The sequence below is a fragment of the Paenibacillus sp. FSL H8-0315 genome, from assembly GCF_038005365.1.
GTDB classification, from domain to species: Bacteria; Bacillota; Bacilli; order Paenibacillales; family Paenibacillaceae; genus Paenibacillus_AQ; species Paenibacillus_AQ odorifer.
In genome coordinates, this window is sequence record NZ_JBBOTA010000001.1 from 1,527,008 (window position 1) to 1,545,110 (window position 18,103).

Sequence of the window (18,103 nt, forward strand, 5' to 3'; positions counted from 1 at the left end):
TTTTGCCGCTATGATAGAATTAATCCAATTCATTTACGGGTGCATCCAAAGGGGGATACATATGAAGGGATCCGTTACAGGCAAATTTGCGCTGAATGCCCTGTTCGTTAAGCTGATGCTAAGCTTCCTCAGTGTCATCTTGATTTTGGCATCATTTAATCTGTTCTCCCATCTGTATTTAAGCGGCAAAATCTATAAGGAGATGATCCGGCAAAATGAGCTAGGCCTCGCACAAACGGTCGAAGGCTACGAAAATCATTTCCGGTTGACCCAGAACATGATTCTTGCCCTCACCCAATCCGATTCATGGACTGCCAATCTAGGCATTCTAAGCCACCTCAAAGAGAACCGACGATATGATATCCCGGCAGAAGTGATATCGGATCTCTCAACGCTGTATGCTAATCCTTTTCTGCATATCGAAAATTTCATTCTTTATTTTAAAAAGGAAAATTATGTACTGGAGAGGGAGGGCCTAAGCAGCGCCGCAGATATGTTCGGTAAATACTACTTCAGTGCAGAATACCCTCCGGAGTACTGGAGCCGGCAAACGATGGACAATCAATTTTTAAAAGTCATGCCCGCCGTAACCTTTACCGAGAAAACCATACATTCCACCCGTACGCTCGGAAGGTTAATGCCAGTGCTGGTCAAAGCGATTCCTTATGAGGAAGTGTACGGCATTGTCATGCTGAATCCGCAGCTGATGCAGGCCGCCTACGGAGATGCCGGCAATACCCCGTTCTATATCCTGGATGCGCAGAAGAATCTATTGTTCTCTACATCAGAGGGTAAACTGCAAACAAGCCAGCTTCCGGAAAGTGGCAATGCCCATGAGCGGGTCGGAGACCAATATTACTTCTATGAAAAAGGTAAACAGACTGGATTCACCTATATCCGAGTGACCCAGGTGGCGGCTATTGCTGCGGAAATGCGGGGGATGCAGCTATTGCTGGCTGTATTACTCTCTGCCGCAGTACTGATCAGTGTTCTCTCATCCCTAATCTTCAGCCACCGGCTTAACCAACCGCTCCAGCGCCTGATTGCCGCCTTGGACCGTAAGGCAGGCAGCCGGCCTGAAAAATTGAGCAGTGTGAAGGAATTCGCCATTATTGGCGACCGCCTGAGCTCCATTTTGGAGAGTAACCGCTTCATCCAGACCGATCTTGATCATAAGAACTCATTGGTGCGCCAATATGCCTATACTCATAAAGTGAAAAATATCCCGCTGAGTAAAAGCCTCGCGGAGCTTGAAGATGTAAGGCAATCCGAACAGCCCTATGCCTCCATTCTGTTCAAGGTCAGCTTCAAAACCTTACCGGACGAATTGGAGAAACACACACTGATGTTATGGAAGCTGGTTCAAAACTTGATCACTGGTGGTGAAAGCGAAAGCGTCGCACTCCAGCCGGAACATGATCAGCTCATGCTGCTCCTGTTCAATCCCGGACCGCAGAGCAGTTTTCTGCAGGCTCTTGATACCCTTAAGGAGCTGCTGGATTCGGAGACATCCTTATATCTGACTATTGCTGTAAGTCCGGTATATTCAGGCGAAACCTCATTTACCGATGCCTACAATAATCTATCGATGTTGTTAAATGAGCGTAGATTGAACGGGGAAACACAAATTATCGTAGAACCTAGAGCCTCATCCGCCAAATCCTTTCATTTAAAGGTGACACACGGAGAGGAGCTGCACAATCTGCTGCAGTCTGGCAATGAGGAGGCTGTATTCGCTTGGTTGGATCGTCAGCTGGAGCAGCTGCAGCACAAGGACGCGGCGGCGGCGGATTTTCGGGCATTTGCCTTGGGAGCAGCGGAACAGACAAGCAAAACGGTGACGAGGCTGAATCTGCCCCAAGCGGAAGCGGAGCGTCTCTTACCACCGCGACTAGAGCCATTTAACGCTTTCCACTCAATGGATCAATACAAGGAATGGCTGCGTGATCTGGTTCGTCCTGTGCTCGTGGTCATCAGTAGCCGCTCGGAGTCGCGCGACCCCATTATCAGCTTTGTACTGGATTACTTAGACAAACATTACGGCGAGGACATCAACCTCAACCTAGTAGCAGACAAGTTAAATTTAACTCCAGGTTACCTGTCCAGCATTTTTAAAGAGAAAACAAACATCAACTTCAGTGAATATCTGAACAATCTGCGGATTGAGCGGGCCAAAGAGCTGCTAATGAATCTGGAACTGCGGATTCAGGATATCGCGCTTCAGGTCGGTTATCAGAACGTAAATTCCTTCATCCGTATGTTCAAACGTTGTGCCGGAATAACTCCGGGCGAATACCGCAAGCGCTATTCCCGTGATGGTTCACTCCCCTCCTCCGGCCTTGGCTTGTAAAGAGGCTACATTGCAGAGGAGAGGACAAAAAAGGCCCCCCATTGGCTGGGGGCCTTTTTGTTGTAAAGATTTGCAATCAGAATCCCGTTTTCGGAATCTCCATTGGCACAATATTATAGGGCGCTGTCATACCCGTCCGCACCTGATACATCTGGTCATGGGCCTTTCTCGCTGCGTGCACGAAAGGTTCATATGGACGGTTGCAGACATCCACTACACCGATTTGATAGTTTTCTCCGTCATAACGTCCGAGCACAGGCTGATCATTCCATTGAAAATAATGAACTCCGATGAGCTGCGGGATGGCTGCCCCCTGCTCCACATAATAACGGTAAGCCTCACCGCGCTCCTTCTGGGTTGCCACCGCACGGATCCCATAAGCCAACATGCCGCCTTCAGCCGCACCAAAATGATATTCCCCAATCATGACTGGTTTGTTCAGTCGTCCGCTGATCTGGGCGATCTGTTCCTTGTCAGGACTAAACTGATAGCAGTTCATAGAGAATACATCAAACCATTCGCAGCCCTCCAGCACCTCATCACTGCCAACCCAGGCATAACGCATTCCCAAATTCAGATGATTCGGATCCGTCTGCTTGCAAAGACGGGCTGGCACTTCTACATACCGTCGAATCATGATCCGGTTAAACTGGTTATAATCCACTTCTCGGGCAGAAGTGAGATTATCCCCGGTTACATTCACATTCGATACATCGTATAAATCCTCGAATTCTACAAAAACGCTATCCCACGCCATGTTTAATCGTTCCACTGTTTTGTACTTTTCTGCAAGCCAGCGAATGAATTCCTTCTTACTGGCATAACGGACCGGAGATTTCAGCATCTGCCCGGTCAAATTCAACCCATCCACGAATGCCCAATGCGGCTCATTACGCATGAAATAACCGACCATTCTCTGGTCTTCCCTTAATGGAAGAAGCTGCTCCGCAAAGCTTCCGGCATTCCGCTCATACTCCGGGCTAAACACATCCGGGAAATCCCGGAAAATAGTTTGCTCCGTCAGCGGAAAGTCCACTAGAGGATAAACATACGGAAGCTGGGATTCGTTGATAAATCTATCATTAGACCAGTTGCCGATGGTGTTAAATCCCCATTGTTGTAAGCGAAAATCCGTCATAGCCACCCAGTTAGAGCGCCACTCCGCCCCAAAAGCAGTGATCAGATTAGCAATCTCGAAGCTGAATTCCTCGCCATCCTGTGACCAAGCTTCTTGATAGATTCCTTCCCGCTCCGGCAATGAGGGTATCAAGTGTTCCATGCCAGTTACATGCATAGAACAAGCTGGACCCACACAGTCCATCCCCGTACTGAACAGGGCATAACCCTCTGGATCAACGAACCACCAGCGGCTGCCGTCAAACTCCGTGCGGAAATATCCAGTTGCCGCGAATCTCAGCGCCTTCCAACCTCCGTACCTGCTGAGGTCACCTCCATTGTGATCAGCATGTTCCGCAAGTTTCCGCTCTGTGCGCAGCCGATCCGTCATCGCTTCTGCATCAACCGTTTTCCCTGGCCAATCCCTTCCCTTTAATTGGCCCAGATCATCTATATATGGTTGCTGTTCATACTCAAAGACGGGCTCAGTTAGACTTAGAGCCAAGCCACTAATTTGCACAGCTCTACTTGTTGTTGAAGGGAGAGTAGCGATAGAGAATCGGGTGATATGCTTGCGATCGATGCCTGCATCTCCCCTCAGTACTGTCTGCATCACACCCGGATAACGGGGAAGGAACAGCTTCTCACCATTTAAATGAATCAAGGGTAAACAAATTTTCGTGCGCACACCGGGTAAAATTCCTACATGATAAGTAATGACGCGATGATCCCGATCATAAAAACTGAATAACAGCACCAGAACGTCACGGCTTTCATGGTAAACCTCCGCATTAACGAAACCATAATCGCACCAAGCGGCGGATTCCAGATGCCCTGACTGAAGCTCAAATCCACCACCTTCTGGTGTAGTGATGAACTGAAACGCCTCAGAGGAAGTCGCAGTAAGTTGTGTATGGGGGTCACTTTTAAACCATTCCATAGGGAAGGAGACAGATAAACTCATCGGTATACCTCTTTTCTCTAAACTGTTTACCTTACTGAAATCAGTTGAAAAAGCTGCGGGGCTGCACCTAGACGGGGATCATGGCAGCGTTTGGATTCAAGAAACACACAACCCCAGCCCCCACGCTGTTCTCCTGCTACGGTAAGAACTCTTCCGTCATTGCTCCCAATAGTCAGTGAACCTGCTTCTGTCTCTGTAAGCAACCATATAAACTGATCTTCGTTGTCACGAATAGGCTCCAGCAGCAAGGAATTCAACGGGCCAATAGATAAGGCCTTTTCACTGTTTCGAATTCTCGCCCTACCCTTCTCCCCGTATTCAACCGTCCATCTCTGCTGCTGATCTTCATACGAAAGCGTCCGGACTTCGACGTTCAGGGTCTCCTCATGTTCAATGGATTGATTTCCCGCCGCCAGATAAAGCCCCATTCCTAAGCTTTTCAATCTGAACAGACCACTACCAGAGCCGCATTCCACAGCTACGATTCCCTTCCTTAGGTCAATCACCGTTCGCTCTGCCCAGTCAAGCTTCATTTCCCGGTCAGAAGGAAAGCCGAGCGGCAGAAATACATAGGAAGAGGCATAATAATCCGCAGGGTCCCAGCGATCCCCAACATACAGGTAAGAGCACTGGTCATTGTCTGTTCCTACAATAGGAACTATAAAAGCAGGCTGGCTGTCGTATGTAGTGATGTCGCCCAAAGGCAGCAAGGGTGACCAACGACCAAATAATTCCTCGGACCAGGCATAGGTTCCTTGGTTAGGCAACCAGCCCGTACAGGCGGACGAGATGAGGAAGTATACACCCTGACGTTTCATTAATGCAGGTGCTTCACGCGCTTGTCCGGGCCACAAGGTCTTGACCTGTTCTTCTATGCTGAGGTAATCAGGTGACAGACGATACATAATAAGATCAGCATTTTCCCTTGCCGCGGAGATAAAATATGCCGTCCCATCGTCATCCTGGAACAAGGTGCAGTCCCGAGACATGTTACCTATCGGATTAAAGCTGCCCCGGTAAACATAATCCCCATCTACCGTCCCGCAATCAGCGATCGCGCAGCGCGCATCAGAGTAGTCGCGTCCATTTTCCCAATGCATCCACATAACAAATCTCCCTGTAAGTTTGTTGTAGAGTACTTTTGGGCGCTCAATTACCGCACCCGTTGGGCGCCCCTCCCTGTCCAAGGGTTCAAGCTCTAATGTGGTGCGATGATAAATCGGCTGTACCGGTGAATCGAGTGTGAGCACATCATTGCGCCATTCCCAATTCACTAGATCCACAGATCGGTAGCAGCTCACTCTCCACCGATCCATCCGGTTCTCACCAAACCAGTAATAATATCCATCCGTATAGAGCATATGTCCACCATGTGCATGTACAGGATTTCCGCTCATATCCAGAAGTGGAGCGCTATTTAGTAGGGTGACTGTACTCGCATTTTCGTCCATGATTAACCTCCAGAGGATCAGATTTTTAGACAAAAAAGCAGGTCCGGCCAAGGATGACCTTAACTGAACCTGCTGTTCTTGCGAACTTATTTCAATCCCATCTGAGACATCACATCCACCTTGCTAGCATTGTTATACCATTCGTTGATTTCTTCGGAAATTTTCGTACCGCCTTTGTCATGCCATTGCTTCACGAAGTCATCGTACGCAGTTAGCGGCTCTTTACTGTAAATAATTTTGGTGAAGGTTTCCTTTTCCATCGTATTCAGTTGCTCCCAAGTTGTCTGCATGGTCTTGGTAGGTGGACCGTTAAATGCATTTGGAAGCAGTGACTCTCTATTCTCATAGGAAATCACATATCCCTCTTTGGCTGTTTCATCATTTGATGCCGATCTGATCAAGACCCCATTCTCAGCTTTTGCACCTTTGGAAAGATCATAAAAAGATTTACCTGGGCCATCCACACTTGGTGTATTTTTGGTAAAAGCCATTTTCCCTACACCTTGAGCGGCATCCAAAGGCGTATTGAATTTCTTGGAATCGAATACCACTTCATCGCCAACGATGTCATAATCATATCCCTGAGCATAACCATATTTGAAATCTCCGGTACCAAATGCTGCATCGTAAAGCTTGTCATAATACAAGAAGAAAGCTTCCATATTGTTAAAGTCTTTATTAAACATAAAGACACCATCGTTCTGTTGACCGGATTGGTAGGTTCGATCCCCACTTACACCGTTAATTGTTGGGTAAGCTTTGATTTTAGCCCCTTTTACGTTAGTTTCCACATCTTTAACACTGCCGTACAGCCAAGGACGGCCAATAATAATCCCTGCTTTACCTTCAGTGAAATCCGCCAGTGCATCCCATGCACCCTGTGTAGCCAACTCCTTATTTAAATACCCTTTGGAGTACCAATCGCGAAGTTTAGCTAACGCATCTTTTGTCCCATCAGCGACGGAACCGTAAGTGAGTTTTCCATTGTCGTTATACCATTGGCCGGGGAGACTCTTCCCTGTATAAGCACTAAAAATCATTACAGAGTCGCTTACCCAGCCCGTGTTGTAAGAATCTTTTCCCGAGAAATCAAATCCATAAGTATCATTTTTTCCGTTACCATCCGGATCATCATTCGTAAAAGCAGCGATTACCTGTTCAAATTCATCTATATTTGTTGGCGCTTTTAAATTTAATTTATCTAACCAATCTTGACGGATAAGCATGACCTCACCTTCAGTGAGATTGGGCGAGATCGCCATCCCATAAACCTTGCCGTCCTGGATAACCGGGTTGAACGTTGTTGGATATTGTTTATATATTTCTTTCAGACGCTCAGGCATATATTTGTTAATGTCCTCCGCAATATCTTTTACAAGTCCAGATTGAATCAGATCATTTTCTAATGAGGTATCATACACTGGCAAAACATCCGGAAGCTTCTCGGAACCAGTGAGCGCTAAACGAAGTTTCGTATTATATTGGGAGGCATCACCGCCCAAAAGAGTAGTTTGGATGTTAATCCCTAGATTCTCGACACCCCAGCGGGTCAACACATTATCATTTAAGCTCTCCCCGTTGATATATTTACCGGCATTCTCATCTTGTTGCTTGGCGATGTTGATAGTAATAGGAGGATCGTATTTGCCGTCTTTGAGAACCGCTTCTGCCGCAGTAGATTCTTTACCGTTTGAGCCGCAGCCCGCTAGCAATCCTGCCATCAATACAGTAGTCGTTAGTAAGGCCCCTGTTTTTTTCATCAATAAGCTCCTTTGAATTAAAGTTTTATATGTTGGTCACGTTATTCTTTTACAGCACCCAGAACGATGCCTTTGACAAAATACTTCTGTAGAAAAGGGTACACAAGGATAATGGGCAGTGTGCTAATAAAAATTTGCGCAGCTTTGATACTCTGTTCTGACAACGCGGCTGCTTCTGATTGACTAAGTGCCATACTCTGCGCTGATCCTTGCACCACTACAGTCTGTAAGAATGAAGCTAACGGATAGTCCGTTGTATTCGACATATACAAAATCCCATCAAACCATGCGTTCCAGCTCCCCACCATGATAAACAAACCAACGGTTGCCAGACCGGGAAGGGAAAGCGGAAGATAGATTTTCCGGAAAATGACGAAGAACGAAGCCCCATCGATAAATGCCGCCTCTTCAAGCGCCTTAGGGATTGTTTTAAAGAAATTCATAATCAGAATCAAATTATAAGCTCCGAAGGCACCGGGAAGCACGAGCGACCAGATCGTGTCCTTGAGCCCAAGTTTCGTAACCAATATATAAGAAGGAATCAATCCACCGGAAAACAACATCGTGAATATAAAAATCCACATTAAAGCATTACGCCCTCGGAAATCTTTGGACAAGGCATACCCCGCCGTTGTAATAATGAACATGCTGATTAACGTCCCCAGTACCGTCCGGACCACTGAGATTCTCATGGAGCCTGTAAAATTCGTGTTTTTAAAAGTTTTCACATAGGCTTCGATATTAAAGTCCACCGGCCAAAAGGATACCAAATTCCCATTTACCGCTGTCTTACTACTAAATGATTGTGCTAGCAAATGAAGCATAGGCAATAAACACGATAAGGCTACTAGAATCAGGAGGATATGATTGAAAATCGAAAATATCCTATATCCCTTGGATTTATAATACACTCCCATTCCTCCTAACAGTTTTGTAAGCTTAACAACTTCGGCTTAAAATATTTTATAGTTAGCTACCTTGTAAGCAATTCGATAGGAAATTACGATTAATATGAAGCTGATGCCGGATTTAAATAATCCAACAGCGGTACCAAAACCGTATTGGCCATTCAATAAGGATGACCGGTAAACATAAGTATCGATGATATCCCCCGTACTATATACGAGTGGATTGTATAAGTTAAAGATTTGGTCAAATCCTGCATCCAGGATATTTCCAAGGCTTAACGTTGCAATTACGATGATCATCGGCATCATACTCGGTAAGGTAACATGTCTTATTTGTTGGCGGCGTGACGCTCCGTCGATCTCAGCTGCCTCATAATAAGAAGGGTCGATCCCTGTAATCACCGCTAAGTAGACAATCATGCCAAATCCGAAGTTTTTCCATAAATCACTGATGATGATCGTCGGTCTGAACAGCGTAGGATCGCCCAAAAAGAAAATCGGTTTCAGTCCGAGGAAATTCGTAAGAAAATGATTTATGCCCCCATCCAGACCTAAGATATCAATCATGATTCCGGCAACGGTTACCCAAGAGAGGAAATGCGGTAAATAGACCAAGGTTTGAATACTCTTTTTAATCCCCATGTTTCTAATCTCGCTTAGCAGAATCGCCATAAAGATAGGAACAATAATTCCGACTATAATTTTGATTACAGCAATAATGAGGGTGTTGATAATGGATTGTGTTGCCTCTTTATATTGGAAGATTCTTGCGAAGTTATCCCAACCAATCCAAGTTGAACCTGTAATTCCAAGCCAGGGCTTGTAATCCTGAAAGGCCATCACTAATCCGACCATAGGACCGTAGGCAAAAATTAGAACGAATACCAAAGCTGGGATACATAAAACATACAATGGCCAATTTTTTTTGATTTCCTTTTTCCAAGGATTCTTTCTGCTTTTTTTAACGTTGGCTTTCTCACTCCATTTGAGCTGGGTATTCATTATCTGTGCTATTGTGCTTACCCCCTTTTACATTCTTGGCTGCTAATTTCTTTCTGGTTTAATGTTAACAAAAGCGCTTTCATTCGAAAATGTCTCAAATTAAATATCATAACCACTCGCTAAACATCTTTATAAACGCTTTCATTTTGCGAGAGCTCTTCTCTTTTTCTTTTGGAATATATAGCTTATGATGAATTCACACGAGTCCTAGCGACAGGAGTAATGCTTATGATTAAAAAAGTAAATATGAAACGTTTCATATATTTTTTCGTTTTTTTCCTTTTACTTACCTTAAGTTTGTTTTTCGTAATGAACTCCCTAGGTTCCAAAACCATTCAAGAGAGCTTGGTTAACTCCTCCAAAAATCAGCTAGCCTATACGGAAAGCATTCTGGATGGCATCATCTCTGAGGCAAGTTTGTATGGCATCCAATATACAGCCGACACCTCCGTACGTTTCTATCAAAGCAAAATACAAGAGATGAACAATTACGATGCCCAGATGAAAAAAAACGATATCTATGACCGCATATCAGCACCACTTCTCTCCAGTCAGGCGATTGAATCTATCGGTATCTACTGGAAATCGGATGGCACTTTTATTTTTACGGGTCATGATTCGCTTGCCAAACAGCCCTTTCAGAAGGTCACGCAGCGAGGCTGGCAGATTGTTAATAACAATTTGTATTATTTTTCAATCTACCCTTATATTCATGAACCTAAGAATCCTGCCAATATTCAGTACATCGTGGGCGTTAAGCTGAAAAAGGAGTATTTAACAAGTCTTTTAGAAAAAGCAGTGAGTGGCGGCGAGAGCTCCAATGCCTTTTTGCTTGTGAACAAGAGTTTAATGATTAGCAATAAAGCGGTGGATATTCGAATCGAGGAAAAAGCCAAGGAGACGATAACACCCAATGCACATGAAATTCTAAAGTTTGACTATCATATCAACGATGACGATTATTATGTTTTATCGAAGTATATTGAGCCGATTGATACGTATCTTGTTACCTATACGCGAATGAGTGATTTTTTGAATCCGCTTAACCGGAATAAACAGGTGTTTTTTGTCAGCATCTTAATGATCTTGATCATTGGTCTTATCGTGATTTTTATGTTCTATCGAAACTATTATCGCAATGTATATCTGCTCGACAAGAAATTCTACCAAGTGGAACAAGGGAATTACAGCACCAGAATTAGTGAGAACCCGGACAATCAATTTTATAGTCTATTTAAAAGCTTTAACCACATGGTCGCCAAAATACAGGCTTTATTCGCTTCATTAAAAATAGAAACCGAGCTGCGCAGAAACGCCGAAGTGAAACAGCTACAGGCTCAGATCAATCCACATTTTCTTTACAATAATCTGTTTTTTATTATGGCAGTGGCAAAAACTTCACCGGAAGCCGTAATGCAGATGAGCAAGCATTTAGCAGAGTACTATCGTTATTTAACAAAAATGAATTCAGATAATGTTACGTTGGCTTCTGAATTGCAGCTTGCCGATCATTTTTTATCCATCATGTCACTTTCCAAAAAAATAAATTATGAAATCAACCTGCCCCCTGAACTGGGAGAGCATCTGATTATGCCACTGATTATCCAGCCTATGGTCGAGAACGCAATCCAGCATGGGATTGAAGAACAGCAAGGGGCTCATCGCGTTACTATAGATGTAAAAGAACTTGATACTGGAGCATTAATTATTGTTGCCGATGACGGTAAGGGGCTTACTGCTGAGGAAATACACCAGCTAATGGCCAGACTTGAGAATGAATCCCCACCTGAAGGATCAAGAGGAATCGGTCTTTGGAACATTCATCATCGCCTCAAAAATGCGTATGGTGAATTAAGCGGACTGCGGTTCTTCATCAATGACTGGGGTGGTTTATCCGTGCTGGCATTCATAGATTTCTCGCTGGATGAAGGAGGACAATATGCGATTATTGATAGTTGATGACGGACATTACATCGTTGAATATTTAAAACACCTGCTGGATTGGAGCAAATTTGGAATTGAGCATATTGAGACGACAACAAATTCGATTGAAGCCAAGGAACTATTGAATCAGAATCATATAGATATCCTTATTACAGATATTCGTATGCCCGAGGTATCCGGCATTGATTTACTGCATCATGTTCATGAGAAAAAGCTCAATACCAAGGTAATTTTCCTTTCCGGTTATTCTCAATTTGATTATGCACAACAAGCCATTCGTTTGGGTGCACTCGATTATTTACTCAAGCCGGTTGATAAAGAGGATATGGAAAAAGCCATGAGTCAAGTTATTAAGAGTATCGCTGAGAAACCCCCAAAAACCCCAGTGGCAGAGAAAAAGATAGATGGGCTAGGTTACTTGCTTTCTGTTATTAGCGGACCTTCCCCACTACGTTATGATCACAGCACACTCGATACTGCTTTACGGAATGAGCACTTTTGCTTTTTTCACGTCTCAGGGGCTAGAGGGAAAGATGAAATGATGTTAAAAGATCATAATGGTGGACGGGACTTTATTTGGATCACTCCATCAGCCATTACTGGAATTATTCCAGAATCCAATACCGAAACTGTGGCAAGCAGCGTCGATTCCATTTCTTTTTCCGAGCCGTTTGAATTTTCGCAAAAGCATGCTGTTCGGGATATTTTTTATCATTTCTTTTTTAATGAAAATATTGGGGCCAGAGACTTTACTATGCTGAGTGCCTCTAGTGCTCTCCCTAAATTAGAGCTTGGAGAATGGGAACAAACCAGAAAAAACATTTTAAAAAACTTTGCCAAGCTCACTGTCAAAAAACAAAAGCTCCTCTACCTGCTCGAATTCATTAATTTGCTGTATTCCACAACCGATAAAATCCAATCAGCTGAGGTTGCAGACTGGATTTTCAATCAATTATCAGAGCCAGATACGGCTCTTCAATCCATCTTGCAGAGTCTCACCCAATTAGATAGAAGCGCTAAATTTTCCAATCAAAACATTGTTCATACCATTCAAGCCTATATCTCCAATCATATTAGTGATTGCTTGAGCCTGGAGGACTTAGGGAAAATTGTTCACCTACATCCTGTTTACCTGTCCAAATTTTATAAGCAGGAGACGGGTGAAAATTTATCGAGCTACATTTCTTCTAAACGCTTGGAAAAGGCCTCCAAGTTATTGATCGATTCCAACTTACATGTGCTCGATATTTCACATCTAGTCGGCTACAAAAAGCCACAATATTTCATTAAGCTGTTCAAAGATCAGTATGGCATTACGCCTTATCAATATCGAAGACAGCAGATTAAATGAAACAAAAATTGAACAGATCAACAAAAAAGTTTACACTTTGAATGAAGTAACGAACCATGGAAAGGAAACTTGCTAATGTTGCGCTCCTCCTACACCATTCGCTCGGAAGAACAAGCTTCTATGCTTCTGTTTGATTCTATTGGCTGGGAACAAGCCGAAACTCCGGCATATTCATTCAACGGCCAGAACCGGACGGAGAGAAGTTGTGTTATTTTTCAGTACACCTTATCTGGAGAGGGTAGAATTGAAATAGACGGGGTTGTTCACCCATTAACGAAGGGCAATGCTTTCCTAGTGACTGTCCCCAGTATACACAGATATTATTATCCGGAGAAAGGTACAGAGCCCTGGGAATTCATTTGGCTGAATGTACGAGGACCTCTAGCTATTTCACTCTGGAACCAGCTGATCGCACATGGTGGTCCTATTATAGAACTCCCTCAGGAATCGGTTCCGATGGATTTATTGTGGAGTATGTTCAAGGACATCCAGGTTGATGAAGAAAGAGATTTGCATTTTCTAACGGGGAAAGCCTTTCAGTGGATATTGTCCATGGAGAAATACCTCAAGAAACCGAGTTTGTTAACCACGTATATAAAAAATGACAAACTCCATGCCGCTATACAATTCATGAAAAATGATCTGCACAATAATAACCTTAGCTTAGACGATGTCGCCGCACATGTTGGAATTTCTAAACATCATCTTTGCAGGCTATTTCAAAAAAACATCAATCTCTCGCCCTTTGAGTATTTAAGAAGGAGACGGATCGAGCTGGCAGCATCTATGCTGAAAACAACAGATCAGACGATCTACCAGATCGCTGTGGACACCGGGTTTGACAATGCCAGCTATTTCGGCAAAGTCTTTCGTTCCTACTTTGGAGTTAGCCCCTCCACTTACCGCGAGCAGGACCTAGAGTTCCTGTCCAAACATGTGTTTTTTGAAAATTGATGTTGCTAGGCATATCTATTAAGCTTCGATAGAGCTGAGTGGCAGGTGTGGCAGACGTGGCAGGCGTGGCAGGCGTGGGGTGCTAATTCGGGGCCGATGGATGCAAGTAGTAACCATTCAGATCTGGTGGTGCCAACTCACAAGCACCCTCCCCCGCTTTCGGACCCAGATGAAGCTATTTGCCAATTTTTCGTCTTTTGAGTACTGTTTCGGACTCCAGTGCAGCTATTCCTTCGAAAGAGGTGCATATTAGGTGCTTTTCGAGCCAATAGCGACTATGCGGTCCGATAAAACTCCAAATGTGTGAAAAGAATGCGGTTAGCGGCATCTGAGTCCTATAGCACCGTGTTGGCTGAGTAAGTAACTTGCAAGGCGTACCAATTCGCGTACGCTAGCCCACGGCTAGGGAAGAAACTTGCTAAACACCCAAATTCGCGTACGGCAGCCCCCGCCTAGGTAAACATCCTGCTAAACACCTTAATTCGCATACGAAAGCACCGAGTCACCCCCCTCTACCGCCGCTTTCGGACTCAGATGACGCTATTTGCCAATTTTTCGTCTTTTGAGTACTGTTTCGGACTCCAGTGCAGCTATTCCTTCGAAAGAGGTGCATATTAGGTACTTTTCGAGCCAATAGCGACTATGCGGTCCGATAAAACTCCAAATGTGTGAAAAGACTGCGGTTAGCGGCATCTGAGTCCTATAGCACCGTGTTGGCTGAGTAAGTAACTTGCAAGGCGTACCAATTCGCGTACGCTAGCCCACGGCTAGGGAAGCAACTTGCTAAACACCTTAATTCGCGTACGAAAGCACCGAGTCCCCCCCTCCACAGCCGCTTTCGGACTCAGATGACGCTATTTGCCAATTTTCCGCCTTTTGAGCACAGTTTCGGACTCCAGTGCAACTATTCCTTCGAAAGAGGTGCATATTAGGTACTTTTAGAGTCAATAGCGACTATGCGGTCCGATAAAACTCCAAATGTGTGAAAAGACTGCGATTAGCGGCATTTGAGTCCGATAGCACCGTGTTGGATGGGTGAGCAACTTGCAAGGCGCACTAATTGGCGTCCAGCGGCCCACGGCTAAGGAAGCAACTTGCTAAACACCCTAATTCGCGTACGAAAGCACCGAGTCACCCCCTCTACCGCGCTTTCGGACCCAGATGACGCTATTTGCCAATTTTCCGCCTTTTGAGCACAGTTTCGGACTCCAGTGCAACTATTCCTCCGAAAGAGGTGCATATTTGGTACTTTTCGAGCCAATAGCGACTATGCGGTCCGATAAAACTCCAAATGTGTGAAAAGACTGCGGTTAGCGGCATTTGAGTCCGATAGCACCGTGTTGGCTGGGTGAGCAACTTGCAAGTCGCATTAATTGGCGTCCAGCAGGCCCCAGCTAAGGAAGCAACTTGCTAAACACCCTAATTCGCGTACGGCAGCCCCCGCCTAGGTAAACATCCTGCTAAACACCTTAATTCGCATACGAAAGCACCGAGTCACCCCCCTCTACCGCCGCTTTCGGACTCAGATGACGCTATTTGCCAATTTTTCGTCTTTTGAGTACAGTTTCGGACTCCAGTGCAACTATTCCTTCGAAAGAGGTGCATATTAGGTACTTTTAGAGTCAATAGCGACTATGCGGTCCGATAAAACTCCAAATGTGTGAAAAGACTGCGATTAGCGGCATTTGAGTCCGATAGCACCGTGTTGGCTGGGGAAGCAACTTACATGGTGCACCAATTTGAGCCCGCCGACTTCGAGTTATAAACACTCAATTCCAGTGGCGTCAAGCTACTTACAAGGTGCACTAATTCGCGTACGGCAGCACCTGGCTAGCAAAGCATCTTGCTAAACACCCTTATTCGAGCCCGCTATCCCCGGCTAAGGCTAGGTAAACATTCTGCTAAACACCCCATCCAATAACAGCTTCGGGCGCGCAGCTAGTCACAAAAGAACTCAAAAAAGGAGAAAAAAAAGGAAGGTGCTCAGCAGCCAATGGCTTTTGGGGCACCCTCCTTTTTTGATTAAACTTCTCTAAGCACGAAAAGTAGGCTTCTGAAATCGCCCTCAAGCTGTGGAAGCGTGAGTCCGAAGTGCATCAGCTCATCCCCTCTGTATACTCCGCCGTTAAGCTCAAGCTTATACGATTTCGCAGGGTCGAGTCCTTTCAGACGCAATCTGCGCAACGGTGGATTAGGCCCGGCCAAAACTTGGAAGTAGGTGGCGAAGGCTTCTTTTTTATCAGCGGAAACAAACATCCATGCCGTCTCGTTTCCTTCAAAAGGACTAAGCAGTCGATAGAAATCACCGTACTGAATCAGCATTCTCAGTTCCTTGTACTCTGAAACCTGCTTGCGGATATCCTCGCGCTCAGCTTCAGTAAGCTTGGTCAAATCCAGCTCGTAGCCGAAATTACCCGACATCGCGACATGACCACGTGTCTCCAAAGGTGTAATACGATGTACCTGATGGTTAGGAACAGCCGACACATGGGCGCCCATTGAACTCGCAGGATACACCATACTTGTTCCATATTGGATCTTCAATCTTTCCACTGCATCCGTATCATCGCTAGTCCAGGTCTGTGGCATATAATACAGCATTCCCGGGTCAAATCGTCCGCCACCGCCGGAGCAGCTTTCGAACAAAATATGAGGGAAACGGGAAACGATACGTTCCAGCACATCATAAAGTCCAAGGATATAACGGTGTGCCGTTTCACGTTGACGTTCGGCTGGAAGAAGCGCTGATCCAATCTCCGTCATATTCCGGTTCATATCCCATTTCACATAAGTAATCGGAGCGGATGATAATACCGAGCTAACTGACTCGACGATATAATCACATACATCCTTACGGGATAAATCCAGCACTAGCTGCTGGCGGGCTAATGAACTTTTATGCCCAGGTACATGGAGACACCAGTCTGGATGTTCACGGTAAAGATCACTTTCAGGCGATACCATTTCTGGCTCGAACCATAATCCGAATTCCATGCCCATTGCCGTGATATCTTCGCCTAGCTTTCCAAGACCTTCAGGCAGCTTGCGACGATCCTCTACCCAATCTCCCAGGGAGCTGTCGTCGTTATCACGTTTGCCGAACCAGCCGTCATCCAGCACGAACAGCTCTAGGCCTAGCTCTTTGCCTGCTTTAGCAATTTCTTTGATTTTATCCGCGTTAAAATTAAAATAAGTCGCTTCCCAGTTGTTAATCAGAATAGGACGCTTGCTATCGCGGAATTCACCTCTGCATAACCGGGTCCGATACAGACGGTGATAGGTTCTCGATAATCCGCCAAGCCCTTCACTGGATCTTACTAATACTGCTTCAGGTGCCTGAAAGGATTCGCCCGGTTCAAGCAACCACTGAAAGTTAAAAGGTTGAATACCGATCCCTACTCTGGAAATTCCGTATTGATCCACTTCTGCTTGGGCGAGGAAACTCCCGCTATACACAAGGCTGAATCCATAAACTTCGCCATGGTCCTCTGTCGCATCTTTTGCAAGCAAGGCCATAAAAGGATTCTGCTGATGGCTACTGGAGCCGCGTTTGCTGTCAATCCGTTGGATGCCAGGAACGAGGGGTCTTTTGTGAATATGGCGTTCTCTAGTCCAAGTACCGGATAATTGCAGCATGTCATAGTCAGAATCATGGAAGTCAACATTCGCGCTTAATACTCTTTTCAAAACCAGATTGTCCTTACCCAGATTCTCAATCCGCACGGAACGTGTTATAACATCCTGATCGTTAAATACGGTATAGCTCAAGGCAGCGATCAATCCTGTTTTATCATCTTGCAGTATAATTTCCAAGGTCTCTGCTTCTTCATCACTTTCAACATAAGTAGCAGGCAGACCTTTGAGTGCAGGTTTTCCTTTATTAATGGTGTAGCTCTTATAACGGAAATCCGTTACGGTCGTGCCATCTACTAGGTGAACCTCCAGTGCCGGTTCGCGGAAATCCCCGTTTCCATAGGAAGGGAATTCGCTTGGCAAGGTGTCGAGGGAGATATTTTTATCCTCCTGCAAATAAGTTGGACTAAAAGAGCAACGTTCCACCAAATTCAACGGGTGTTGAAATTCTCTCCCTGCCAATTTTGGGCCCCAGTAGACATGCGCTGGAATAACACCTTTGATCATTTCAATAATATAGCTGGATTTCTCTGACTGTAAATGAAACACCTTGCGGTTGTCGTCATAATAAATACCCATAATATGTTTGCACTCTCCTTAAGGTAGCTCAATAGAACGTTTATTGTTTGTAGTTAATGCTTCTTCGAAGTCTATTTTAGAGTGAAATGGA

At 45.0% G+C, this 18,103-nt stretch carries 10 protein-coding genes; 4 read left to right on the forward strand and 6 right to left on the reverse strand.

The window, feature by feature from the left end; translation table 11 throughout:
- Positions 1–61 precede the first annotated feature (61 nt).
- Positions 62–2,350, forward strand: a complete 2,289-nt coding sequence (locus MHB56_RS06680; protein WP_340394421.1) for a helix-turn-helix domain-containing protein — start codon at positions 62–64, stop codon at positions 2,348–2,350.
- Between the two features lie 76 nt (positions 2,351–2,426).
- Here MHB56_RS06680 and MHB56_RS06685 read toward each other — a convergent pair whose 3' ends face one another.
- From MHB56_RS06685 to MHB56_RS06705, 5 genes are all read right to left on the reverse strand, one after another.
- A complete protein-coding gene (locus MHB56_RS06685; protein WP_076306420.1) occupies positions 2,427–4,430 on the reverse strand; it encodes a beta-galactosidase in 2,004 nt (667 codons plus the stop codon).
- Between the two features lie 26 nt (positions 4,431–4,456).
- The gene (locus MHB56_RS06690) at positions 4,457–5,881 is read right to left on the reverse strand and encodes a family 43 glycosylhydrolase (RefSeq protein ID WP_341143410.1); all 1,425 of its coding nucleotides are present in this window, start codon (positions 5,879–5,881) and stop codon (positions 4,457–4,459) included.
- A gap of 86 nt (positions 5,882–5,967) precedes the next feature.
- Positions 5,968–7,641 carry a hypothetical protein gene (locus MHB56_RS06695; RefSeq protein ID WP_076186948.1) on the reverse strand — a complete coding sequence of 558 codons (1,674 nt, stop codon included), beginning with the start codon at positions 7,639–7,641 and terminating at the stop codon, positions 5,968–5,970.
- Between the two features lie 41 nt (positions 7,642–7,682).
- Positions 7,683–8,552: a carbohydrate ABC transporter permease gene (locus MHB56_RS06700; protein ID WP_081383383.1), complete on the reverse strand. Its 870-nt coding sequence runs from the start codon at positions 8,550–8,552 to the stop codon at positions 7,683–7,685.
- Between the two features lie 42 nt (positions 8,553–8,594).
- Positions 8,595–9,551, reverse strand: coding sequence for an ABC transporter permease (locus MHB56_RS06705; protein WP_081382600.1), 957 nt, complete (start codon positions 9,549–9,551; stop codon positions 8,595–8,597).
- A 228-nt stretch (positions 9,552–9,779) separates the two neighbouring features.
- Between MHB56_RS06705 and MHB56_RS06710 the strand changes: the two genes are divergently transcribed.
- The 3 genes from MHB56_RS06710 to MHB56_RS06720 all read left to right on the forward strand — a co-directional run bounded on the left by MHB56_RS06710 (position 9,780) and on the right by MHB56_RS06720 (position 13,800).
- Positions 9,780–11,510 (forward strand): sensor histidine kinase, encoded by a 1,731-nt coding sequence (locus tag MHB56_RS06710; RefSeq protein ID WP_076130287.1) that lies wholly within the window; start codon positions 9,780–9,782, stop codon positions 11,508–11,510.
- Positions 11,491–12,846 carry a response regulator transcription factor gene (locus tag MHB56_RS06715; RefSeq protein ID WP_341143411.1) on the forward strand — a complete coding sequence of 452 codons (1,356 nt, stop codon included), beginning with the start codon at positions 11,491–11,493 and terminating at the stop codon, positions 12,844–12,846. The genes MHB56_RS06710 and MHB56_RS06715 overlap by 20 nt, the downstream gene beginning before the upstream one ends.
- A 75-nt stretch (positions 12,847–12,921) precedes the next feature.
- Complete coding sequence (locus MHB56_RS06720; protein ID WP_341143412.1) at positions 12,922–13,800, forward strand: helix-turn-helix transcriptional regulator; 879 nt, start codon at positions 12,922–12,924, stop codon at positions 13,798–13,800.
- Between the two features lie 2,022 nt (positions 13,801–15,822).
- Here the strand turns inward: MHB56_RS06720 and MHB56_RS06725 are convergent.
- A complete protein-coding gene (locus tag MHB56_RS06725) occupies positions 15,823–18,012 on the reverse strand; it encodes an alpha-galactosidase (protein ID WP_076304597.1) in 2,190 nt (729 codons plus the stop codon).
- Between the last annotated feature and the right edge of the window lie 91 nt (positions 18,013–18,103).